Source organism: Synechococcus sp. UW69, from assembly GCF_900474185.1.
In the GTDB taxonomy this organism is placed as follows: Bacteria; Cyanobacteriota; Cyanobacteriia; order PCC-6307; family Cyanobiaceae; genus Parasynechococcus.
The window spans coordinates 99195-115441 of the sequence record NZ_UCNW01000009.1; the positions used below are offsets into that span (position 1 = coordinate 99195).

Consider the following 16247-nt stretch of genomic DNA (forward strand, 5'->3'; position numbering starts at 1 on the left):
AGTTTCCTGAGCAGATGGTATCGATTGATATCGAGATACACCAGCCTCATGAAGGCGTTGATGTGGAAGCCTCCGCTGGCGGACCCGCCTTGGGAGCCAAGTCATAGAAACTGAGCTTCAAGGTGAGCTGCGTGCGGGCCACAGCAGCCTGAGCTGGCTCATCATCTTTTTTCTCGACCACTACCTCGATTTCAAGCTCACTGCTCTCGACCAGCAACTCCAAAGCCTCCATCCGTTGCAAGAAGGTTTGCAATCCGCCGAATGAACCGCTCACTTCAAGCGCAACAGACGACTTGCGGTAGCCGAGGGCTTGCAATGGATCTTGCGGAGTTTCAGCCTTCTGATTCGTATTGGATCGTCTGTTGTTCTGCCGGGATTGGCCCTGAGGTGGTGGTGGCGTTTTGAGCGGTTCGTAGCGCAGCATCTGCACACCCGACGCCACAGCCTGCTGATTCAACAGGGCCAGAAAGGTCTGCACCTTGTCACGCCCTGCCAGCAAACCCACCAACAAAGCCTGCTTCTCTTCAGCCATCCGCAGTTCAGCCTCAGCCTGGTTGAGCTGACGTTCCAACGCAGGAGCACTGCGCTGAAGACTGAGCAAGGTGTCTCGCCTCTCCTGCAAACCTTGCACCGTTTGCAGGAGAGGTCTCACCCCCAACACCACAACCGCAGCACTCACCAAGACACCAAGCCCAAGGGGCAAGCCGACCAACAAGCGTCCCCGTGTGAGCCATGGCTGGCTTGACGTTGTCGAAAGGTTGGTCATGGCAACAACCCCTCTCCTTGCAGCAACTCCAAGCGCTGGGCCAAACCCTCGGCACCAAGACCACGCAAGTGTTCCGGCGTGGGTTTCATGGCTGGATCGAGCTTGGCCTCAAGGCTGAAGGCAATTCGTCCCTGTTTGTCGGCCTGAGCTTTCACAACGGTTGTGCCATCGCGGAGCATGCCCGGCAAGGCTTCAAGGTTTAGATCCAAGGCGTTGATCCGCTGGAAGGCATCCGTTCCTTGGGATTCCCCCTTGATCAGCACTTTGGAAGGGTTGGCGTCGACCGACAGAAGGCGCACCCCCTGAGGCGTGACCCGTCGTAATTGCTCCAACAAGGCCGACCCCGAGCGCACCGCCACCAACTGCTCGGCGATGGATTGCGTCTGCTGCTCCAGGCTGGACCGGCGCGATGTCATGGCACGGAGCCGTGCCTTGGCATCACCAACACGCCTCTCCACGGGATTGAGTGCATCGACCTCGGACTGCACCAGCCGCTGACGATGCTGTAATCCCAACAGGGTGAGCACGGCCAACATCACCAACACCAACGCGCCGATGACGCCCTTACTAAACAGAGAGAGTGGCGGCGGGACAGGCGCCGGATCCAACGGCAAGCCGAGCTCGAGCCGGCGTTGCTGCAACAAATCCGGCTTGGGCCAGTCCTGAGGCGAAGTCATCGCTCCTCCTGCTGCAGCGCCAGCAGCGCCAACTGCTGCAGAGGTGACAGCACATCGGTCACATCTGCAGCGGCGCCCTGATCCGATGGTTCAGCCCAGGTGGGTAAGGGCTGGTTCAAACAGCACTCCCCACTCTCCTCGTCAACGAGCGGCATCCAATCGTCAACCTGTTCGATAGGAACCGACAACCACCAGCCCAGTGCAGATGGCGTATCGACCGAGCCCTGCCAGGCAGCAACACAGGCCCGAATCTCGCGCTGGCAGGCCAGAGGGTCGTCCTCCTCCAGTGCATGGTCAACCTCAGGAACTCCCTGGTGGAACAACACCAACCGCATGCGCTTCTCCTCCCGCACAAGCCAAGCCAGATCGCCATCCCACGCCTGCGTGAGTTGATGCAAGGACCGCTGGGCCGCGGTGAGCGACCAATCAACACGCCGCAGCGGCAGATCCGCCAGTTCAGCAACCTCGCTCCAGCCCTGAATCAACGACCGCGGCACACCCACCACCGCTAAGGCCTCTTGCACAGGTGACGACGTGATGTAGCTCTCCGCCAGATCAAAAGGCAACTCAACAGACTGCAGCGCCTGAGGCACAAGACCAGGCGCCCCATCCAATCCGTAGCCGTCGACCACGCACCAGGCAGCAGCGCGCAGGGGGAGACAAAGAACAAGTTCTGCCCCGGGAAGATCGCAGTCAAAGATCAAATCAGCGATGAACTCACCAACCACTTCCCGTTGCAGCGGCAAACCATCACGACACACACCATCGGGCCAGTCGACAACGCGTTGCCACCAACGCCCCCCCTTGTCCCAACAACACACCAAGCGCGTGTTCGTCACTGTGATCAACACCGGCTTGATCTCGACAAGCCGCCGCCAAGCCAAGCTCAATGCTGTGAGTTGAGGCAGCTCAGCGAGAGCAGGCAGTGGCACACAACGCTTCCCACTGTGTTCATGCTATCGACGATCAACACGTTTAATCACTCCACTCAGGAGACATTCAGAGGCACAACATCGAGCCGGTGAGGGAGCTTCGATGCATCGAGTTCAGTCCTGCCAGGGCAAACCGCTGCCAGACGCTTCCGCAATGGTGCGCAGGCCATGGCGATCCAGCTGCAGCAGCAGACCGTCCAGAATCCGCGGCACCAGATCCGGACCCTGAAAAATCCAGCCGGTATAAAGCTGCACCAGGGAAGCCCCTGCGGTGATGCGCTCCCAGGCAACTTGCGCAGAATCAATCCCACCCACACCGATCAACGGCAATGCAGGGCCCGCACTGGCCCGCAAACGACGGATCACTTCCTGGGCCCTGTGGCGCAGGGGGGCACCGCTGAGGCCACCGGCCTCCTCCGCCAGGGTGCGGCCGGTCTGCGGCAGACGCCGTTGCTCCAGGCCCAGCCGATTGAGACTGGTGTTGACCGCGATCACACCTGCCAACCCCTCCTCAAAGGCCAGACGTGCCACAGCATCAATCGACTCATCATCGAGATCCGGCGCGATTTTCACCAGCAGCGGTGGGCAGGCCGGCAGCCGTCGCAGCCGCTCCACAAGACGTCGCAATTGGACCGTGTCCTGCAGCTCCCGCAGGCCGGGGGTGTTGGGGGAGCTGACATTGATCACCGCATAGTCCGCCAACGGGGACAACAACTCCAGGGAAGCGGCGTAGTCGTCCGGAGCCTGCTCCAGGGCGGTGATCTTGGATTTGCCAACGTTGATGCCCAGCACCGCTGGCCGGCGGCCGGGGGGATCCAATCGTTGGCGCTCCAGGGTTTTCAACAAGGCCTTGGCCCCATCGTTGTTGAATCCCATCCGGTTCAACGCGGCCTGCTCCTCCGCCAAACGAAACAGACGTGGTTTCGGGTTGCCCGGCTGGCCATGCCAGGTGACGGTGCCCACTTCGGCGAAGCCAAAGCCAAAGCGATCCCAGATGCCAGCCGCCACCCCGTTTTTGTCGAATCCCGCCGCCAAACCCACCGGATTGGGGAACCGGCAGCCAAACAACACCTGCTCCAGGCGCAGATCACGCCGTTGCAGATCCGCCGCCACGCCATCCAGCACCGTGGACACCCCAGGCCAACTGCGCCGCAGGCTCGCTTGACCCAACGCCGTGAGCGCAGTGCGCGACAGCTGTTCCGCATCCAGGCCGTCGTCTCGCGCCAAGACCGGGCCAAGCCAACGCTGGTAAAAGGCACCGCTGCTGAGCGGTCCGGCCGAAGAGGACGGCGACATGCTCGTGCTCAGGACTGTTCTGATCCTGCCTCGCGACGTTCCAGGGTCCAGCGGCCATCCTCCTGGGGATGGACAGTCCAGTCCCTCCAGATCCAGCTCTCCCGCTTGGTTTCCAGCTGTTTGAACGGCTGTTCCACCAGCTGCGCCAGCTCCAGCAACGACAGGCTGTATCCGCCCTGCGCCAAGCGATCCGCCAACTCCAATCGTGACAACAACTGCAGCAGAGGCTTGGGAGCGGCCTCTGGAGCAGCCTCTAGAGCAGCCTCCGCAGCTGGCGGCTCGGATGATCCCTGCTGCAGGGCTAAATCCGGCTGGACGGCATGGGAGAACGCCACAGCGATGCGATCCACCCGTTCATTGTCTGGATCGCCGCTATGGCCTTTGACGTACCGCAGCGGGACGTCATCCAAGCGGGCGGCATCCAGAGCCTTCCAGAGATCCTGATTGAGCACTGGCTTGCCGGCAGCCGTCTTCCAGCCTTTGCGCTTCCAGCCTTTGATCCATGAGCCAAGCCCATCAATCAGGTATTTGCTGTCGGTGCGCAGGGTGAGGTCCGGATGACGGGGCAGCTGCTCAAGGCGTTGCAACACCTCCAAAGCCGCCTGCAATTCCATGCGGTTGTTGGTGGTGTCGGGCGCATGGCCCCCGAATTCCTCAACACTGCCGTCTTCGAAACGCAACAACGCGCCCCAACCTCCCGGACCTGGGTTGCCGCTGCAGGCGCCATCCGTCGCTGCAGCCACGACACGTCCCCGTCCTTCGGCCATTGATCTGTCCCAACACTGTTCGGTACAACACGGTTTCTGGCGTCACCGTGCATGAGCCGAACCTACCTGCGGGCTGCCGGCCTGACTGCCTTGGGGCTGATGGGCGCTGGCCTACCGCAGGAGGGCGCGGCGCGGCCCCTGTTTGAGAGCACAGCAGTTCCTCAGGAGCGCTTCGCTGTACTCGCACAACCCGTTGGGAGGGCCCAGTGGAAATTGCTGGTTCTGGAACAAATCAAGCCCCAACCGCGCTGCTGGACGCCACGCCAGGACGGACTGGTGGAGCCCAGCCTGAATCGCTTCGACTTCACCAGAATCTGCAAGCGCTACCTGGACAGCAATGGCTACTCGTTGCGCAGCGGTGACCAAGATCTCGGAACCCGCTTCCGCTTCCGTCTCAAACAATCCGGCGCATCACTGAAACTCGAAGCCCTCGACCCCCAGCAACGGGCACCACTCCTGATCGGGCAGGCCCCTGTCCACCGTCGTGATCCCAACGGATTCGTCCCCCTGCAACTGGCACCTGGCTGGGCACTGGAACGGCGCGTTTACCAAGGGCGCAAGCTGAACCATCTGTACTTTGCCCACAAGGCACCGGTGAACCTGCTGCTCGCACGGGCCAGCAGCCATGGCCAACGTTCCGGATTCAGGCGATTGGGAACGCCGATGCCACCGGTCGCACCACCTCCCCTCCCTGCCGCAGGACCAACGCGCAGAAGAGCAGGTCGAACAACAGCCAGCCGCATCATTAGCAGTGGCCCGATTCGATTGCAGGTGATTCCCTACGGCCGTTGACGGCCAACCGGCACAGTGCCAGTCGAGAGAGCGACCAGAAAGGGGCTGACAATCAAATCCTCGCTCTTAGTTTGCATTTGTGTGAGGAGTGCTGAACGCCTCTTCAGGGTCGAAACAAGGACAGACTCCTGAACGTGTTCCTCTCGACGAAAGCTCCGCCTTTGGCGGGGCTTTTTTGTTGGCAGCCGAAAAACATAAAAAAACCGGCCCACGAGGGACCGGTGACTGAGCAACAACAAGCAGGGGAGAGGGGCATGCCCTCTCCCGAGGCGATCACTTGAGGGTGACCTTGCCGCCTGCTTCTTCGATCTCTTTCTTGAGAGCTTCGGCGTCGGCCTTGGAGATGCCTTCCTTGACGGGCTTGGGGGCAGCTTCCACCAGAGCCTTGGCATCGCCGAGGCCAAGGCCGGTGGCGTTGCGGACGGCCTTGAGGACCTTGATCTTGGCTGCAGCGTCGAAGCTTTCGAGGATGACGTCGAATTCAGACTTCTCCTCAGCGGCTTCGCCACCGCCGCCACCAGCAGCGCCGGGGGCAGCCATCACAACACCAGCAGATGCTGCGGCAGACACACCGAAAGCCTCTTCGATCTGCTTAACGAGCTCGGAAGCTTCAAGCAGGGAGAGGGATTTCAGCGATTCGAGAATTTCGTCGGTTTTTGCAGACATGGTTTTGAAAAGGGAAGCAACAGATCAATGAACAGTGGTCTCGGCAGAGCCGAATCAGCCTTCGCCGCCTTCGGCGTGCTGCTTGAGCGCCCTGGCCATACCAGAGGGAACCTCGTTGATGCCCACAGCGACCTTCGTGGCCACGGCGTTGATGGCACCGGCGATCTGAGCCATGAGCTGCTCCTTGGAGGGGAGATCAGCAATGGCTTTGATCTCGTCCTGCGACAGAAGCTTGCCTTCGAAAAGGCCGCCCTTGGTCTCGGACTTTTTGAGTTCCTTCTGGAAGGTCTGAACGGCCTTCACACCAGCACCAACATCGCCCTTCACCAGGACGAAGGCGTTGGTACCGGTCAGCAGGGAGTCGAGGCTGGCCCAGTTGCTGTCGCCATCAATGGCACGGCGCATCAAGGTGTTTTTGGTCACCTTGCAAACGCTGTCGCTGGCCCGCAGACGATCCCGCAGGTCAGACATCTCCTTGATGGACAGGCCCTTGAAATCAAGGACGAGTGCCAGTTCGGCGTCGGCGAGGAGCTCCTTGAGCTCTCCGACGATCTGCTGCTTGTTCTCCAGCGTGCGGCCCATAGGGATTGGATCGGATCAAAGGAACAAGCCGGGCACACGGCCGATCGAGTCTTCTGAACGAAGACGAGGCCGCGTGCCGATCCAACCCCGAATGGGACAAAACCGTGTCGCGTCTGCCTCGGCAGGGATTACATCAATGGGAATGACTGACGTCATGCCCAGGGACATCCTGCTGTCTCTGGCCGGGCGCGTGCCCGATTTGGCTTTCGCCAAAGGTTGAGTGTAGAGGAGAGCCTGATCAGCTCCCCTGTTCAATGTCCTGCAGGGCAGAGAAATCGACCTCAACGGAGGGCCCCATGGTGGAGGTCACATACAGGGACTTCCAGTAACGGCCTTTGGCACCACTGGGCTTGTTGCGGTCAATGGTCTCTTGCAACGTCTTGAGGTTCTCAAGCAGGGCCTCAGGACTGAAGCTGGCCTTGCCGAAACGGACATGGACGATGCCGGTGCGATCGGCACGGAATTCAAGTTTGCCGGCCTTGAATTCCTTAATCGCAGCCGCAAGATCCGTGGTGACGGTGCCGGCCTTGGGGTTGGGCATCAAGCCGCGGGGGCCGAGGACTCGGCCCAACTTGGCCACCTTGGGCATCATGTCTGGGGTGGCGATCAGCAGGTCGAAATCCATTTCGCCCTTGCTGATGGTCTCCACCAGTTCTTCTTCACCGGCGAGTTCAGCACCCGCGGCCTTGGCTTCAGCCACCTTCTCACCACGGGTCACCACGGCGATGCGCACGCTCTGGCCGGTGCCATTGGGAAGGGCCACGGTGGTGCGCAGCTGCTGGTCGGTGTACTTGGGATCGATGCCGAGGCGCACATGGGCCTCCATCGTCTCGTCGAATTTCGCGTTGGCGTTGTCCTTCACCAGGGCAATCGCCTCGAGGGGGGCGTAGGCACGGTCCTCGATCTTGCCGGCCAGGCTGGCCAGGCGCTTAGAGATTTTGGGCATGTTCAGAGGTGGGGTTCAGGCGACATCAGCGATGTCTCCCCCGAAAGGGTTGGAGAAGAGATGCAGCGACGTCAGTCGCTGATGGAAACGCCCATGTTGCGGGCGGTGCCTTCGATGATCCGCATAGCGGACTCAACGCTGGTGCAGTTGAGGTCAGGGAGCTTGGTCTTGGCGATTTCCTCGAGCTGAGCCCGACTGATCGATCCAACACTGCCCTTGGCAGACTCACCGGATCCCTTTTGGATCTTCGCGGCCTTGGTGATCAACACCGACGCCGGAGGCGTCTTGGTGATGAAGGTGAAGCTGCGGTCTTCAAAGACCGAAATCTCCACCGGAATCACATAACCGGCCTTGTCCTGCGTCCGAGCGTTGTACTCCTTGCAGAACATCATGATGTTCACACCGTGCTGACCGAGGGCAGGGCCCACCGGCGGCGCGGGGTTTGCTTTGCCGGCATCTAGGGCCAGCTTGATCACAGCTACGACTTTCTTGGCCATCGGCTGGGTGGTTTGGACAGCTGCGGATCACCAGACCCTCGGGTCGGGTGCGGCGGAATGGTTGCCCACTCCTGAGGCCGCCCTCCGCAGGGAGACGGCCGCCGCATGGATCAGTTCTGTTTACTGATCTGAGAAAACTCCAGTTCAACCGGCGTCTCTCGACCAAAGATGGAGAGCAGGGCCTTGAGCTTGTTGCGCTCGCCAGACACCTCGATCACCTCTCCCTGGAAATCCTTGAACGGACCCGCCGTCACCAAAATCTGATCGCCTTCGGTCAGATCCACCTTGACGACGGTCTTCTTCTCAGCCGCCCGCTTGAAGATGCGATCAACCTCAGACCGACTGAGGGGACGTGGCTTGATGTGACCACGGGCCTTACCAGTGGCACGGCGGTCCTCAGCACCCACGAAATTGATCACGTTCGGGGTGCTTCTCACCGCCATCATCGTGTCCTCATCCAGCACCATCCGGACGAGCACATAGCCGGGAAACACCTTTTCCTCAGTGGACTGACGGGTGCCGTCCTTCTTCAACTTGACGGCAGGCGTCTGGGGAATCTCAATTTCAAGAATCCGATTGCTCACCCCCAGGGTGACGGCGCGCTGCTCGAGGGTCGCCTTGACCTTTTTCTCGCAGCTGGAGGCCACCTGAACGGCATACCAGCGGGCAATGGCCGTGTTGGCGACAGCTTCCAAAGGCAAGGTGCCATCTTCCCCCTCATTCGGGGCTGGCAGATCAAGCACTTCAGGGGCGTCCGGTGTGGTCAGGTCGTCGGGCACGGCGAGAAAGGTGATATCGAGTCAGCGGAACACCTGGGACGAAGCCCACCCAAAGAAGCGACTGACAGCCGCAATGGTGGCCGCCGAAAGGCTGACCATCAGGATCACAGCGATGGATTCGCTGAACAATTGCTGGCGGCTGGGCCAAACCACGAGTTTCAGCTCATCAACCGTGTCCGCCAAAAATCCACCGGATTTGGTGGGATCGGCGGCGGCTTTTGAGCCGTCAGATGTGGTGGTGTCCTCAGAGATGGGGCTGGTCACGGGGATGGGACCGGAAGTTGACAACGGTGCCGGCTGGCACTTCGCCAAACAACCACCCTACCGGATGCCCTCAAACTCCCATGGGATCAAACACCAAGGAATCTGCGCCAGCCTCGCCCAACCGCACCGTCACACCACTGGCACCGGTAAAGCGTTCCTCGAGCAACAGCGTGGAGAGCGGATTTTCCAGCTGGCGCCGCAACACGCGTCGCAGTGGTCTCGCCCCGTACTCGGGTTCATAGCCCTGACGGGCCATGGCCTCGGCGACAGCATCATCCACAAGAAGAGCAAGACCCTGCTCGGCCAACAGGGCGGCGAGATCTTGCAGTTGCAGCTGAACAATGCGCACCAGATCAGCCACCTCCAAGGGGCGGAAACGAATCACCTCATCGATACGGTTCAGGAATTCAGGCCGGAACTGACTCGACAGCGCTGCATCCACCTGCTGTTGAAGGGCTGACTCGTCCGTGGATCCCGAGCGGGCATGTTCAAGAATCGCCGGGCTGGCCAGGTTGCTCGTCATGACGACCACGGTGTGGCGGAAATCGACGGTGCGGCCCTGGGAATCGGTGAGTCGGCCGTCATCCAGCACCTGGAGCAGCAGGTTGAATACATCGGGATGCGCCTTCTCCACTTCATCGAGGAGCAGCACCGCATAGGGACGACGCCGCACAGCCTCAGTGAGCTGCCCGCCTTCCTCATAGCCGACATACCCAGGAGGAGCACCGATCAGCCGAGCCACGGCGTTGCGCTCCATGAACTCACTCATGTCGAGGCGAACCAGCGCCTCCTCTTCATCGAACAACGACGCTGCAAGCGCCTTGGCCAGCTCGGTCTTGCCCACGCCGGTCGGCCCGAGGAACAGGAACGATCCCACCGGGCGACGCGGATCCTTCATGCCAGCACGGGCACGGCGGATGGCAGCGGCAACGGCGATCACCGCCTCGCCCTGGCCAATCACCCGTTCGGCGAGATGGGCGTCCAGTTGCAGCAGCTTGCGGCGCTCACCCGCCAGCAGCCGCTGCACTGGGATCCCGGTCCAGCGGGCCACAAGATCAGCGATGTCACCGGCCTCCACCTGCTCGCGCAGCAGAGCAGTGCCGGAGGTCTGCGCCTCCGCCTGGGTCGCCTCCAGTTCATCCCGACGCTGCTGCACCCGATGCAACTGGTCGTACTGCAACCGGGCCGCCTCCTCGAGGTCGCCATCCCGCTCGGCTTCAGCGATGGCATGGCGCAGGTCTTCATCCTGCTGAAGCAGCTGACCGAGTTCCTCCAGCTGACCGCGCTCCTGCTGCCAGCGACGCCGCAGCTCGTCCAATCGCGTCGACACTTCAAGCCGGTTGCGCTGCAACTGAATCCGCTCCGATTCAGGCGCTTGCTCAGCAGCGAGCAATGCCAGTTCAACGCGGCGCAGATCCGCCTCGGCTTCCTCCACCACCTGCGGCTTGGAGGTCACCTCCATCTTCAGTTGCGCCGCCGCTTCATCGATCAAATCAATGGCTTTGTCCGGCAGACAGCGGTCGCTGATGTAGCGATCGGCGAGACGGTTGGCCGCCTGAATGGCTTCATCGGTGATCGTGACGCCGTGATGCAGCTCATAACGCTCCTTCAAGCCCCGCAGAATTTCGAGGCTCAACTCCAGATCTGGCTCCCGGATCACCACCTGCTGAAAGCGGCGGTTGAGGGCAGGATCCTTCTCCACCGTGAGCCTGTAATCCTCCGGCGTGGTGGCGCCGATGCAGCGCAAATCACCACGGGCGAGGGCTGGCTTCAACAGGCTGCCGGCATCGGTGCTGCTGCGATCGCTGCCAACAACGGTATGGAGCTCATCGATGAACAACACCACGCCGGAATCGGAGCCGCTCACCTCCTCAAGCACCGACCGCAGGCGTTCCTCGAACTGGCCACGGAACTTGGCGCCGGCAATCAAAGCCCCAAGGTCCAGAGCAACAAGGCGCAGACCCTGTAGAGATTCCGGCACTTCACCCGCCACGATCCGCTGGGCCAACAGCTCCGCAATCGCTGTTTTGCCAACGCCGGGTTCACCAATCAGCACCGGATTGTTTTTGCTCCGGCGTGAGAGCACCTTGATCAAGTTGCGAATTTCGGAATCGCGACCGATCACCGGATCGAGGCTGCCCGCCTCTGCTTCTTCGGTGAGATCCCGCCCATAGGACTCCAACGCCGTGGGCTGCGGCGCCGCAGGCTCTGGAGTTAGGACGGGCGCAGCGACCTCGGGGTCAGGGGAGAGAGGAGTTGCGTTGGGAGGAGCAGACGCACGGGGCTGACGGGACGATGACGGAGCGCGGGCCACCCGTTGGCGGCGTGGGGCCTCCTGGGGGGGAGAGGCTTCGGCGGAACCCCTTTGGATCAGCTGCTCAAGCTCATCCGCCGAAACACCAAAGCCGGCAAATAATTCGGCACCGATCCGTGGATCAGCACCGATGGCCATCAGCAATTCCGGCAAATCGATGACGTCGCCATTCCAGCGCCGACGAATGGCATCGGCCGCATCGAGCAGCTGCTCGAGGTCATCACCAATGAACAACTCATCGCCGCGCCCAGAGGGCTGATCGGCCAGCACATCCTCCAATCGATCCAAGAGCGCATCGGTTGGCAGGGGCAATCCCTCCACCATGCGGCGGCAGGAGGGGTCGGTGAACAGCACCTGAATTAGATGCTCCACATCCAACTGCTCATGGCGCCAGCGACGGGCGACGTCCTGACCACTCAGCAAAAGATCCCAGGCCGCATCGCTGAAGCGATCCGGCTCGTGGGTGAGGCTGCCGTTCAACGCTGGGGATGGGGTCATCCGTTTCAGGCGGGGACTTTGGAGGACAACTCAATCAATTCCACCTTGTAGCCATCCGGATCCTCAACAAAGGCGATGACGGTGGTGCCGTGCTTCATCGGGCCAGGTTCCCGCACCACGCGGCCTCCCTTATCGGCAATCCCGGCACAGGTGCTGCGGATGTCCTCAACCCCCAGAGCGATATGGCCATAGGCGTCACCCAAGGTGTAGCTCTCGGTGTCCCAGTTGTGGGTGAGTTCCAGAACCGTGTGATTCTGCTCTGATCCATAGCCAACAAAAGCCAGGGTGAAGCGGCCGCTGGGGTAATCCTTTCGACGCAGAAGCTGCATGCCCAGAACTTCGGTGTAGAAGCTCAAAGAGCGCTCCAGATCAGCAACCCGAAGCATGGTGTGAAGCATCCGCATAGGTGAGCGTCGTTCAGGATTTACCTCCCATCATTCTGGCCAGGTATGGCCCGTCACAACAGGGGAGAGAGGGGCGACTCATAGGATCCCCGGGTTAAGCGTGCGTCCCAACGTGATCGATTCCCTCGACCTCGTCATCGACACCATCGTGGCCCGAGAGGTGCTCGATTCCCGCGGCAACCCAACGGTTGAAGCCGAAGTGCTGCTCGAAGGAGGTGCCATGGGACGGGCCATCGTTCCCAGTGGTGCCAGCACCGGCGCCCACGAAGCCCACGAACTGCGTGATGGCGGCGACCGCTACATGGGCAAAGGCGTGGGCCAAGCCGTGAATCACATCGAAGAGCGGATCGCACCAGCCCTCTGCGGCCTTTCGGCCCTGGATCAGGCCGCTGTGGACGCCGCGATGCTGGAGCTGGACGGAAGCGACAACAAATCCAACCTGGGTGCCAACGCGATCCTGGCGGTGAGCATGGCCACCGCTCGCGCTGCCGCCAACGGCCTGGGAATCCCCCTCTACCGCTACCTCGGCGGTCCGATGGCAAACCTGCTCCCGGTGCCGTTGATGAACGTGATCAACGGTGGCGCCCATGCCGCCAACAGCCTGGATTTCCAAGAATTCATGCTGGTCCCCCATGGGGCTCCGAGCTTCCGCGAAGCGCTGCGCATGGGAACCGAGGTGTTCCACACGCTCAAAGGGCTGCTCAGTGCCAATGGCATGAGCACCGCCGTTGGCGATGAAGGCGGTTTCGCCCCCAATCTGGGCAACGTTGAAGCCGGTGAAATCCTGGTGGAAGCGATCACCAAGGCGGGATACAAGCCGGGCGAGCAGATCTCCCTTGCTCTGGACGTCGCCAGCACCGAATTCTTCGAGAACGGTCGCTATGCCTTCGATGGCGGCAGCTACACCAGCGCAGAGATGGTCGGCCAACTGGAACAACTGGTGAACAAATTCCCGATCGTTTCGATCGAAGACGGCCTGGCCGAAGACGACTGGGATGGCTGGAAGCTGCTAACCGAACGCCTCGGCAGCAAGGTGCAGCTTGTGGGTGATGACCTGTTCGTGACCAACACCAAGCGCCTTCAGCAAGGCATCGACAGCGCCACGGCCAACTCGATCCTGATCAAGGTGAACCAGATCGGCTCACTCACGGAAACCCTTCAGGCCATCGATCTGGCAGGGCGCTCCGGCTACACCAGCGTGATCAGCCACCGCAGTGGCGAAACCGAAGACACCACGATTGCCGATCTCTCCGTCGCCACACGCGCCGGGCAGATCAAGACCGGTTCCCTCAGCCGCAGTGAGCGGGTCGCGAAGTACAACCAGCTGCTGCGCATCGAAGACGAACTGGGGAGCCAGGCCGTTTACGCCGGTGCTGTCGCCCAGGGCCCCCGCGGCAAGGCCTGATCTCAGGCCCCAGACGGCTCAACGGTTGGAACCGGGCAACTGCTCCAACCGTTGATCGCGACGGATCTTGACCTGCATTTGGAACCAGCCCAATCCAACAGGCAAAGCAGCAGCAGCCGGAAGAATCGACCAGAGCGGGCGGGCACTCGCACCAACAATGGCTGTGGCCAACGCCAAGCATCCGAGCAGCACCGACTGGCCGATGGACTGTTGTGCAAGGGCCATCCGGCGGAACTGGCGATCCGATTCCCCCAGACGCACCTGGAGCTGAAGGTCGCCCTGCTCTAGGCGTTCAAGACTTTCATCAAGACGTCGTGGGAAGGCAGCAGCACGGCTGCTGAGAGCCCCGACCTGACGGCCGAGTTCATTGAACAGATCATTGCTGCCAGAGCCGCTTGAGGTCATGAGTGGAAGGAGGTAGGGCTTGGCAATTGCAACCAAGCTAAAAGCGGGATCGAGACTGCGGCCAACACCCTCGAACGTGGATAGGGCTCGCATCACGAAGATGAGTTCGACCGGCAGACGGAAGGGCTGCCCATAGACCAGGTCGTAGAGATCTCCGGAGAGTTTGTCGATCGCATTGGCCGTGAAGGGTGGGGTCAGGGCCTCCTGCAGCATCAGCCGCACAAGACGACGGACCGGACCAACATCAATGCCTCTGGAGATCACCCCGGCAGCCTGCATTTCCTCCACCAACGCCGCTGAATCCCTGGCGGCAGCAGCGCGAACCATGGCCCCAAGACGTCGACGCAAGCCGTCCGACAACAGGCCCATCATTCCGAAGTCGTAGTAGATGAGAGCGCCATCGCTAGCGACGGCAAGGTTGCCGGGATGAGGGTCGGCATGAAAGAAACCAAACCGCACCAACTGCTTCAGATAGCTGGCCGCACCCACTTCAGCCACTTTGACTGGATCAATACCGGCCTCGATCAACGCCTCACGGTCATTGACCTTGATGCCTGGCAGATAGTCGAGACAAAGCACACGGCGGTTGCTCAACTCCCAGATCACACCTGGGATCCTGATCCGTTCGTCATCCAGAAATTGTTGACGAAAACGCGCCGCATACTGGGCCTCAACCCGGAAATCCAGCTCACGCAGCAGGACACGTCGACATTCGCGTGCCATCGCCGGCCAATCTCGACCACGGCCCCAACTGGGGTGGCGCTGCAGCACAGCCGCCACCTGCTGCATCACCTCAAGATCAAGACGAAACAGACGATCCAGTCCAGGTCGCTGCACCTTGAGCACCACCTGCCGGCCACTGCGCAGGCTGGCGCGGTGCACCTGGGCCAAAGAGGCAGCACCAAGAGGCTCCGGGTCAAGGTCGATGACCTCTGCACAGCGCTGACCAAGCTCTCGTTCGAGAACGGTCTGCACCTGATCAAAACTGAATGCCGGAACGCTGTCCTGCAGCGCCTCCAGTTCAGCCACCCAGCCCGCCGGGAGAATGTCTGGCCTTGCGGACAGCAGCTGCCCCAGCTTGATGAAAGCTGAACCCAGAGACAGCAGCTCAGACGTCAACCAGCGAGCTCGGCCTTGCTGACGACGAGCACGACGCTCCGCGGTCACGCCACCGCGATAAGTCCAGGACTGACCATCCCACCAAAGCAACAGCAGCAGGGTCAGGACAGAGCGCCAAATCCGAAGCGCTCGCAGCAGTCCGAGCATCAGGGGCGTGCCTCGACCGCTTGACTGAGATCAGCCACCGTGGCCCGGAGGCGATCAATGACCGCTTGAGGGGTCTCCGATTGTTCCGCGGAGGGCTCGCCATCCGTGCTCACCACGGCCTGATCACCCCGTTCAATCCGTTCTGCCTCTGCAAGCACCTCGTCCTGAAATAGATCCCATTCCTGACGCAGCCGTTGCGGAGCATCTTGCGCCAACACCGCCAGCTCCGCCGCTGCGTCCGCAAAACCGTGGCCAAGCCGCGCGCTGATGCGATTCACGGTGGCGCGAATCAAGGCCTCCGAGGAACCCATGAACCGAAAGCAGACAAGCTCAACTGTGGCAGATCCAACAGGAGATCAGGGCTGAGGAGGGATCACGGGCTCAATGGTTTCGAAAAAAGCTTCGGCGCCAGGGGGAACTACAGCTGAATCCGGCTCGGCCAACAGCACCGGTGAATCATCGGCTGGGACAACAGCAGCAGGGACAATCTCGGAGGGCTCAGGGGTCACCAGGGGTTCAGTGCTGCCATCGTCCAGCTCTTGCTCCTGGGCCGTGGATGGCGCGGATCCGTCGGCTTCCGGGACATCCGGCTGGAGATCAAGCTGGTCCTCTGGGGCGATGCTTTGAGGATCGGACCAAGCGGGGGTCGTCCACACCGGGGGTTGGGGCGTCTGCAGCGCGAGATCAGGTTTGGTTGTCGTCTTCACCGCTGGATTGGCTGATCGGGTCGCGGCTTCAGCGGCTTCCAGCGCTGTGAGATCCACCTGCAGTGCTGCATCGTCATCGCTGAACCGGGATCGGATCTCCCGCAAGGAATTCCCTGGAAAGGCAAGCGGTGCGAAGGTCTGAGGGGCGGGATCTTCAGCATTGGTCTGCAGCGTCAGCACCCGATCGGTGATGCCGTAGCCAAGGGCAAAACAACAACCAGCCACAAGGGGGCCCACCCAAAAACGGGGCTGGGTCACGTCGGGAGCGTCAGGAGTGCTGGTCT

The 16247-nt window shown here is 61.3% G+C and carries 19 protein-coding genes; 3 read left to right on the forward strand and 16 right to left on the reverse strand.

Annotated features, from left to right (window positions below):
- Nucleotides 1-46: 46 nt before the first annotated feature.
- From DXY29_RS08135 to rnhA, 5 genes are all read right to left on the reverse strand, one after another.
- Nucleotides 47-766 (reverse strand): hypothetical protein, encoded by a 720-nt coding sequence (locus DXY29_RS08135; protein WP_115024534.1) that lies wholly within the window; start codon nt 764-766, stop codon nt 47-49.
- Nucleotides 763-1443 carry a PilN domain-containing protein gene (locus DXY29_RS08140; protein WP_115024536.1) on the reverse strand — a complete coding sequence of 227 codons (681 nt, stop codon included), beginning with the start codon at nt 1441-1443 and terminating at the stop codon, nt 763-765. Before DXY29_RS08140 ends, DXY29_RS08135 begins: the two co-directional genes overlap by 4 nt.
- A complete protein-coding gene (locus DXY29_RS08145; protein WP_115024537.1) occupies nt 1440-2375 on the reverse strand; it encodes a hypothetical protein in 936 nt (311 codons plus the stop codon). The genes DXY29_RS08140 and DXY29_RS08145 overlap by 4 nt, the downstream gene beginning before the upstream one ends.
- A gap of 114 nt (nt 2376-2489) precedes the next feature.
- Nucleotides 2490-3671: a quinone-dependent dihydroorotate dehydrogenase gene (locus DXY29_RS08150; RefSeq protein ID WP_115024539.1), complete on the reverse strand. Its 1182-nt coding sequence runs from the start codon at nt 3669-3671 to the stop codon at nt 2490-2492.
- 8 nt (nt 3672-3679) lie between these two features.
- Nucleotides 3680-4438, reverse strand: a complete 759-nt coding sequence (rnhA, locus tag DXY29_RS08155; RefSeq protein ID WP_115024541.1) for a ribonuclease HI — start codon at nt 4436-4438, stop codon at nt 3680-3682.
- A 51-nt stretch (nt 4439-4489) separates the two neighbouring features.
- Here rnhA and DXY29_RS08160 point away from each other — a divergent pair, with 51 nt between their 5' ends.
- Nucleotides 4490-5230: a DUF3747 domain-containing protein gene (locus DXY29_RS08160; protein ID WP_115024543.1), complete on the forward strand. Its 741-nt coding sequence runs from the start codon at nt 4490-4492 to the stop codon at nt 5228-5230.
- A gap of 273 nt (nt 5231-5503) precedes the next feature.
- On the opposite strand, the gene rplL is transcribed toward DXY29_RS08160, so the two are convergent.
- The 4 genes from rplL to rplK form a co-directional block, all read right to left on the reverse strand.
- Nucleotides 5504-5896 carry a 50S ribosomal protein L7/L12 gene (gene rplL, locus DXY29_RS08165; RefSeq protein WP_115024546.1) on the reverse strand — a complete coding sequence of 131 codons (393 nt, stop codon included), beginning with the start codon at nt 5894-5896 and terminating at the stop codon, nt 5504-5506.
- A 54-nt stretch (nt 5897-5950) separates the two neighbouring features.
- Nucleotides 5951-6478: a 50S ribosomal protein L10 gene (gene rplJ, locus DXY29_RS08170; RefSeq protein ID WP_006851480.1), complete on the reverse strand. Its 528-nt coding sequence runs from the start codon at nt 6476-6478 to the stop codon at nt 5951-5953.
- A 238-nt stretch (nt 6479-6716) separates the two neighbouring features.
- Nucleotides 6717-7424 (reverse strand): 50S ribosomal protein L1, encoded by a 708-nt coding sequence (gene rplA / locus DXY29_RS08175; RefSeq protein WP_115024548.1) that lies wholly within the window; start codon nt 7422-7424, stop codon nt 6717-6719.
- Nucleotides 7425-7495: 71 nt separating this feature from the next.
- Complete coding sequence (rplK, locus tag DXY29_RS08180) at nt 7496-7921, reverse strand: 50S ribosomal protein L11 (protein WP_006851160.1); 426 nt, start codon at nt 7919-7921, stop codon at nt 7496-7498.
- Here rplK and DXY29_RS13850 point away from each other — a divergent pair.
- Nucleotides 7914-8048 carry a hypothetical protein gene (locus tag DXY29_RS13850; protein WP_256377603.1) on the forward strand — a complete coding sequence of 45 codons (135 nt, stop codon included), beginning with the start codon at nt 7914-7916 and terminating at the stop codon, nt 8046-8048. The genes rplK and DXY29_RS13850 overlap by 8 nt on opposite strands.
- Here the strand turns inward: DXY29_RS13850 and nusG are convergent.
- The 4 genes from nusG to gloA form a co-directional block, all read right to left on the reverse strand.
- Nucleotides 8032-8700: a transcription termination/antitermination protein NusG gene (gene nusG / locus DXY29_RS08185; RefSeq protein ID WP_115024550.1), complete on the reverse strand. Its 669-nt coding sequence runs from the start codon at nt 8698-8700 to the stop codon at nt 8032-8034. The genes DXY29_RS13850 and nusG overlap by 17 nt on opposite strands.
- A gap of 21 nt (nt 8701-8721) precedes the next feature.
- Nucleotides 8722-8964, reverse strand: a complete 243-nt coding sequence (secE, locus tag DXY29_RS08190) for a preprotein translocase subunit SecE (RefSeq protein WP_115024552.1) — start codon at nt 8962-8964, stop codon at nt 8722-8724.
- 70 nt (nt 8965-9034) lie between these two features.
- On the reverse strand, nt 9035-11776 hold the full coding sequence (locus DXY29_RS08195; RefSeq protein ID WP_115024553.1) for an ATP-dependent Clp protease ATP-binding subunit: 2742 nt from the start codon (nt 11774-11776) through the stop codon (nt 9035-9037).
- A 5-nt stretch (nt 11777-11781) separates the two neighbouring features.
- A complete protein-coding gene (gene gloA, locus DXY29_RS08200) occupies nt 11782-12180 on the reverse strand; it encodes a lactoylglutathione lyase (RefSeq protein ID WP_115024554.1) in 399 nt (132 codons plus the stop codon).
- Nucleotides 12181-12292: 112 nt separating this feature from the next.
- Between gloA and eno the strand changes: the two genes are divergently transcribed.
- Complete coding sequence (eno, locus tag DXY29_RS08205; protein ID WP_115025004.1) at nt 12293-13585, forward strand: phosphopyruvate hydratase; 1293 nt, start codon at nt 12293-12295, stop codon at nt 13583-13585.
- An 18-nt stretch (nt 13586-13603) separates the two neighbouring features.
- Here eno and DXY29_RS08210 read toward each other — a convergent pair whose 3' ends face one another.
- The 3 genes from DXY29_RS08210 to DXY29_RS08220 are packed head-to-tail and all read right to left on the reverse strand — an operon-like array spanning nt 13604 to nt 16221.
- Nucleotides 13604-15256: an AarF/ABC1/UbiB kinase family protein gene (locus DXY29_RS08210; RefSeq protein ID WP_115024555.1), complete on the reverse strand. Its 1653-nt coding sequence runs from the start codon at nt 15254-15256 to the stop codon at nt 13604-13606.
- Nucleotides 15256-15567 (reverse strand): hypothetical protein, encoded by a 312-nt coding sequence (locus DXY29_RS08215; RefSeq protein ID WP_115024556.1) that lies wholly within the window; start codon nt 15565-15567, stop codon nt 15256-15258. Before DXY29_RS08215 ends, DXY29_RS08210 begins: the two co-directional genes overlap by 1 nt.
- Before the next feature lie 45 nt (nt 15568-15612).
- Nucleotides 15613-16221, reverse strand: a complete 609-nt coding sequence (locus DXY29_RS08220; protein WP_244279353.1) for a hypothetical protein — start codon at nt 16219-16221, stop codon at nt 15613-15615.
- Nucleotides 16222-16247: the final 26 nt, after the last annotated feature.

Coding starts and splice junctions, on each gene's coding strand:
- gloA (WP_115024554.1), bottom strand. CDS start 12,180: ATGCGGATGCTTCACACCATGCTTCGGGTTGCTGATCTGGAGCGCTCT.
- DXY29_RS08140 (WP_115024536.1), bottom strand. CDS start 1,443: ATGACTTCGCCTCAGGACTGGCCCAAGCCGGATTTGTTGCAGCAACGC.
- DXY29_RS08195 (WP_115024553.1), bottom strand. CDS start 11,776: ATGACCCCATCCCCAGCGTTGAACGGCAGCCTCACCCACGAGCCGGAT.
- DXY29_RS08160 (WP_115024543.1), top strand. CDS start 4,490: ATGAGCCGAACCTACCTGCGGGCTGCCGGCCTGACTGCCTTGGGGCTG.
- rplJ (WP_006851480.1), bottom strand. CDS start 6,478: ATGGGCCGCACGCTGGAGAACAAGCAGCAGATCGTCGGAGAGCTCAAG.
- DXY29_RS08150 (WP_115024539.1), bottom strand. CDS start 3,671: ATGTCGCCGTCCTCTTCGGCCGGACCGCTCAGCAGCGGTGCCTTTTAC.
- DXY29_RS08215 (WP_115024556.1), bottom strand. CDS start 15,567: ATGGGTTCCTCGGAGGCCTTGATTCGCGCCACCGTGAATCGCATCAGC.
- rplL (WP_115024546.1), bottom strand. CDS start 5,896: ATGTCTGCAAAAACCGACGAAATTCTCGAATCGCTGAAATCCCTCTCC.
- DXY29_RS08135 (WP_115024534.1), bottom strand. CDS start 766: ATGACCAACCTTTCGACAACGTCAAGCCAGCCATGGCTCACACGGGGA.
- DXY29_RS08210 (WP_115024555.1), bottom strand. CDS start 15,256: ATGCTCGGACTGCTGCGAGCGCTTCGGATTTGGCGCTCTGTCCTGACC.
- rplK (WP_006851160.1), bottom strand. CDS start 7,921: ATGGCCAAGAAAGTCGTAGCTGTGATCAAGCTGGCCCTAGATGCCGGC.
- rplA (WP_115024548.1), bottom strand. CDS start 7,424: ATGCCCAAAATCTCTAAGCGCCTGGCCAGCCTGGCCGGCAAGATCGAG.
- rnhA (WP_115024541.1), bottom strand. CDS start 4,438: ATGGCCGAAGGACGGGGACGTGTCGTGGCTGCAGCGACGGATGGCGCC.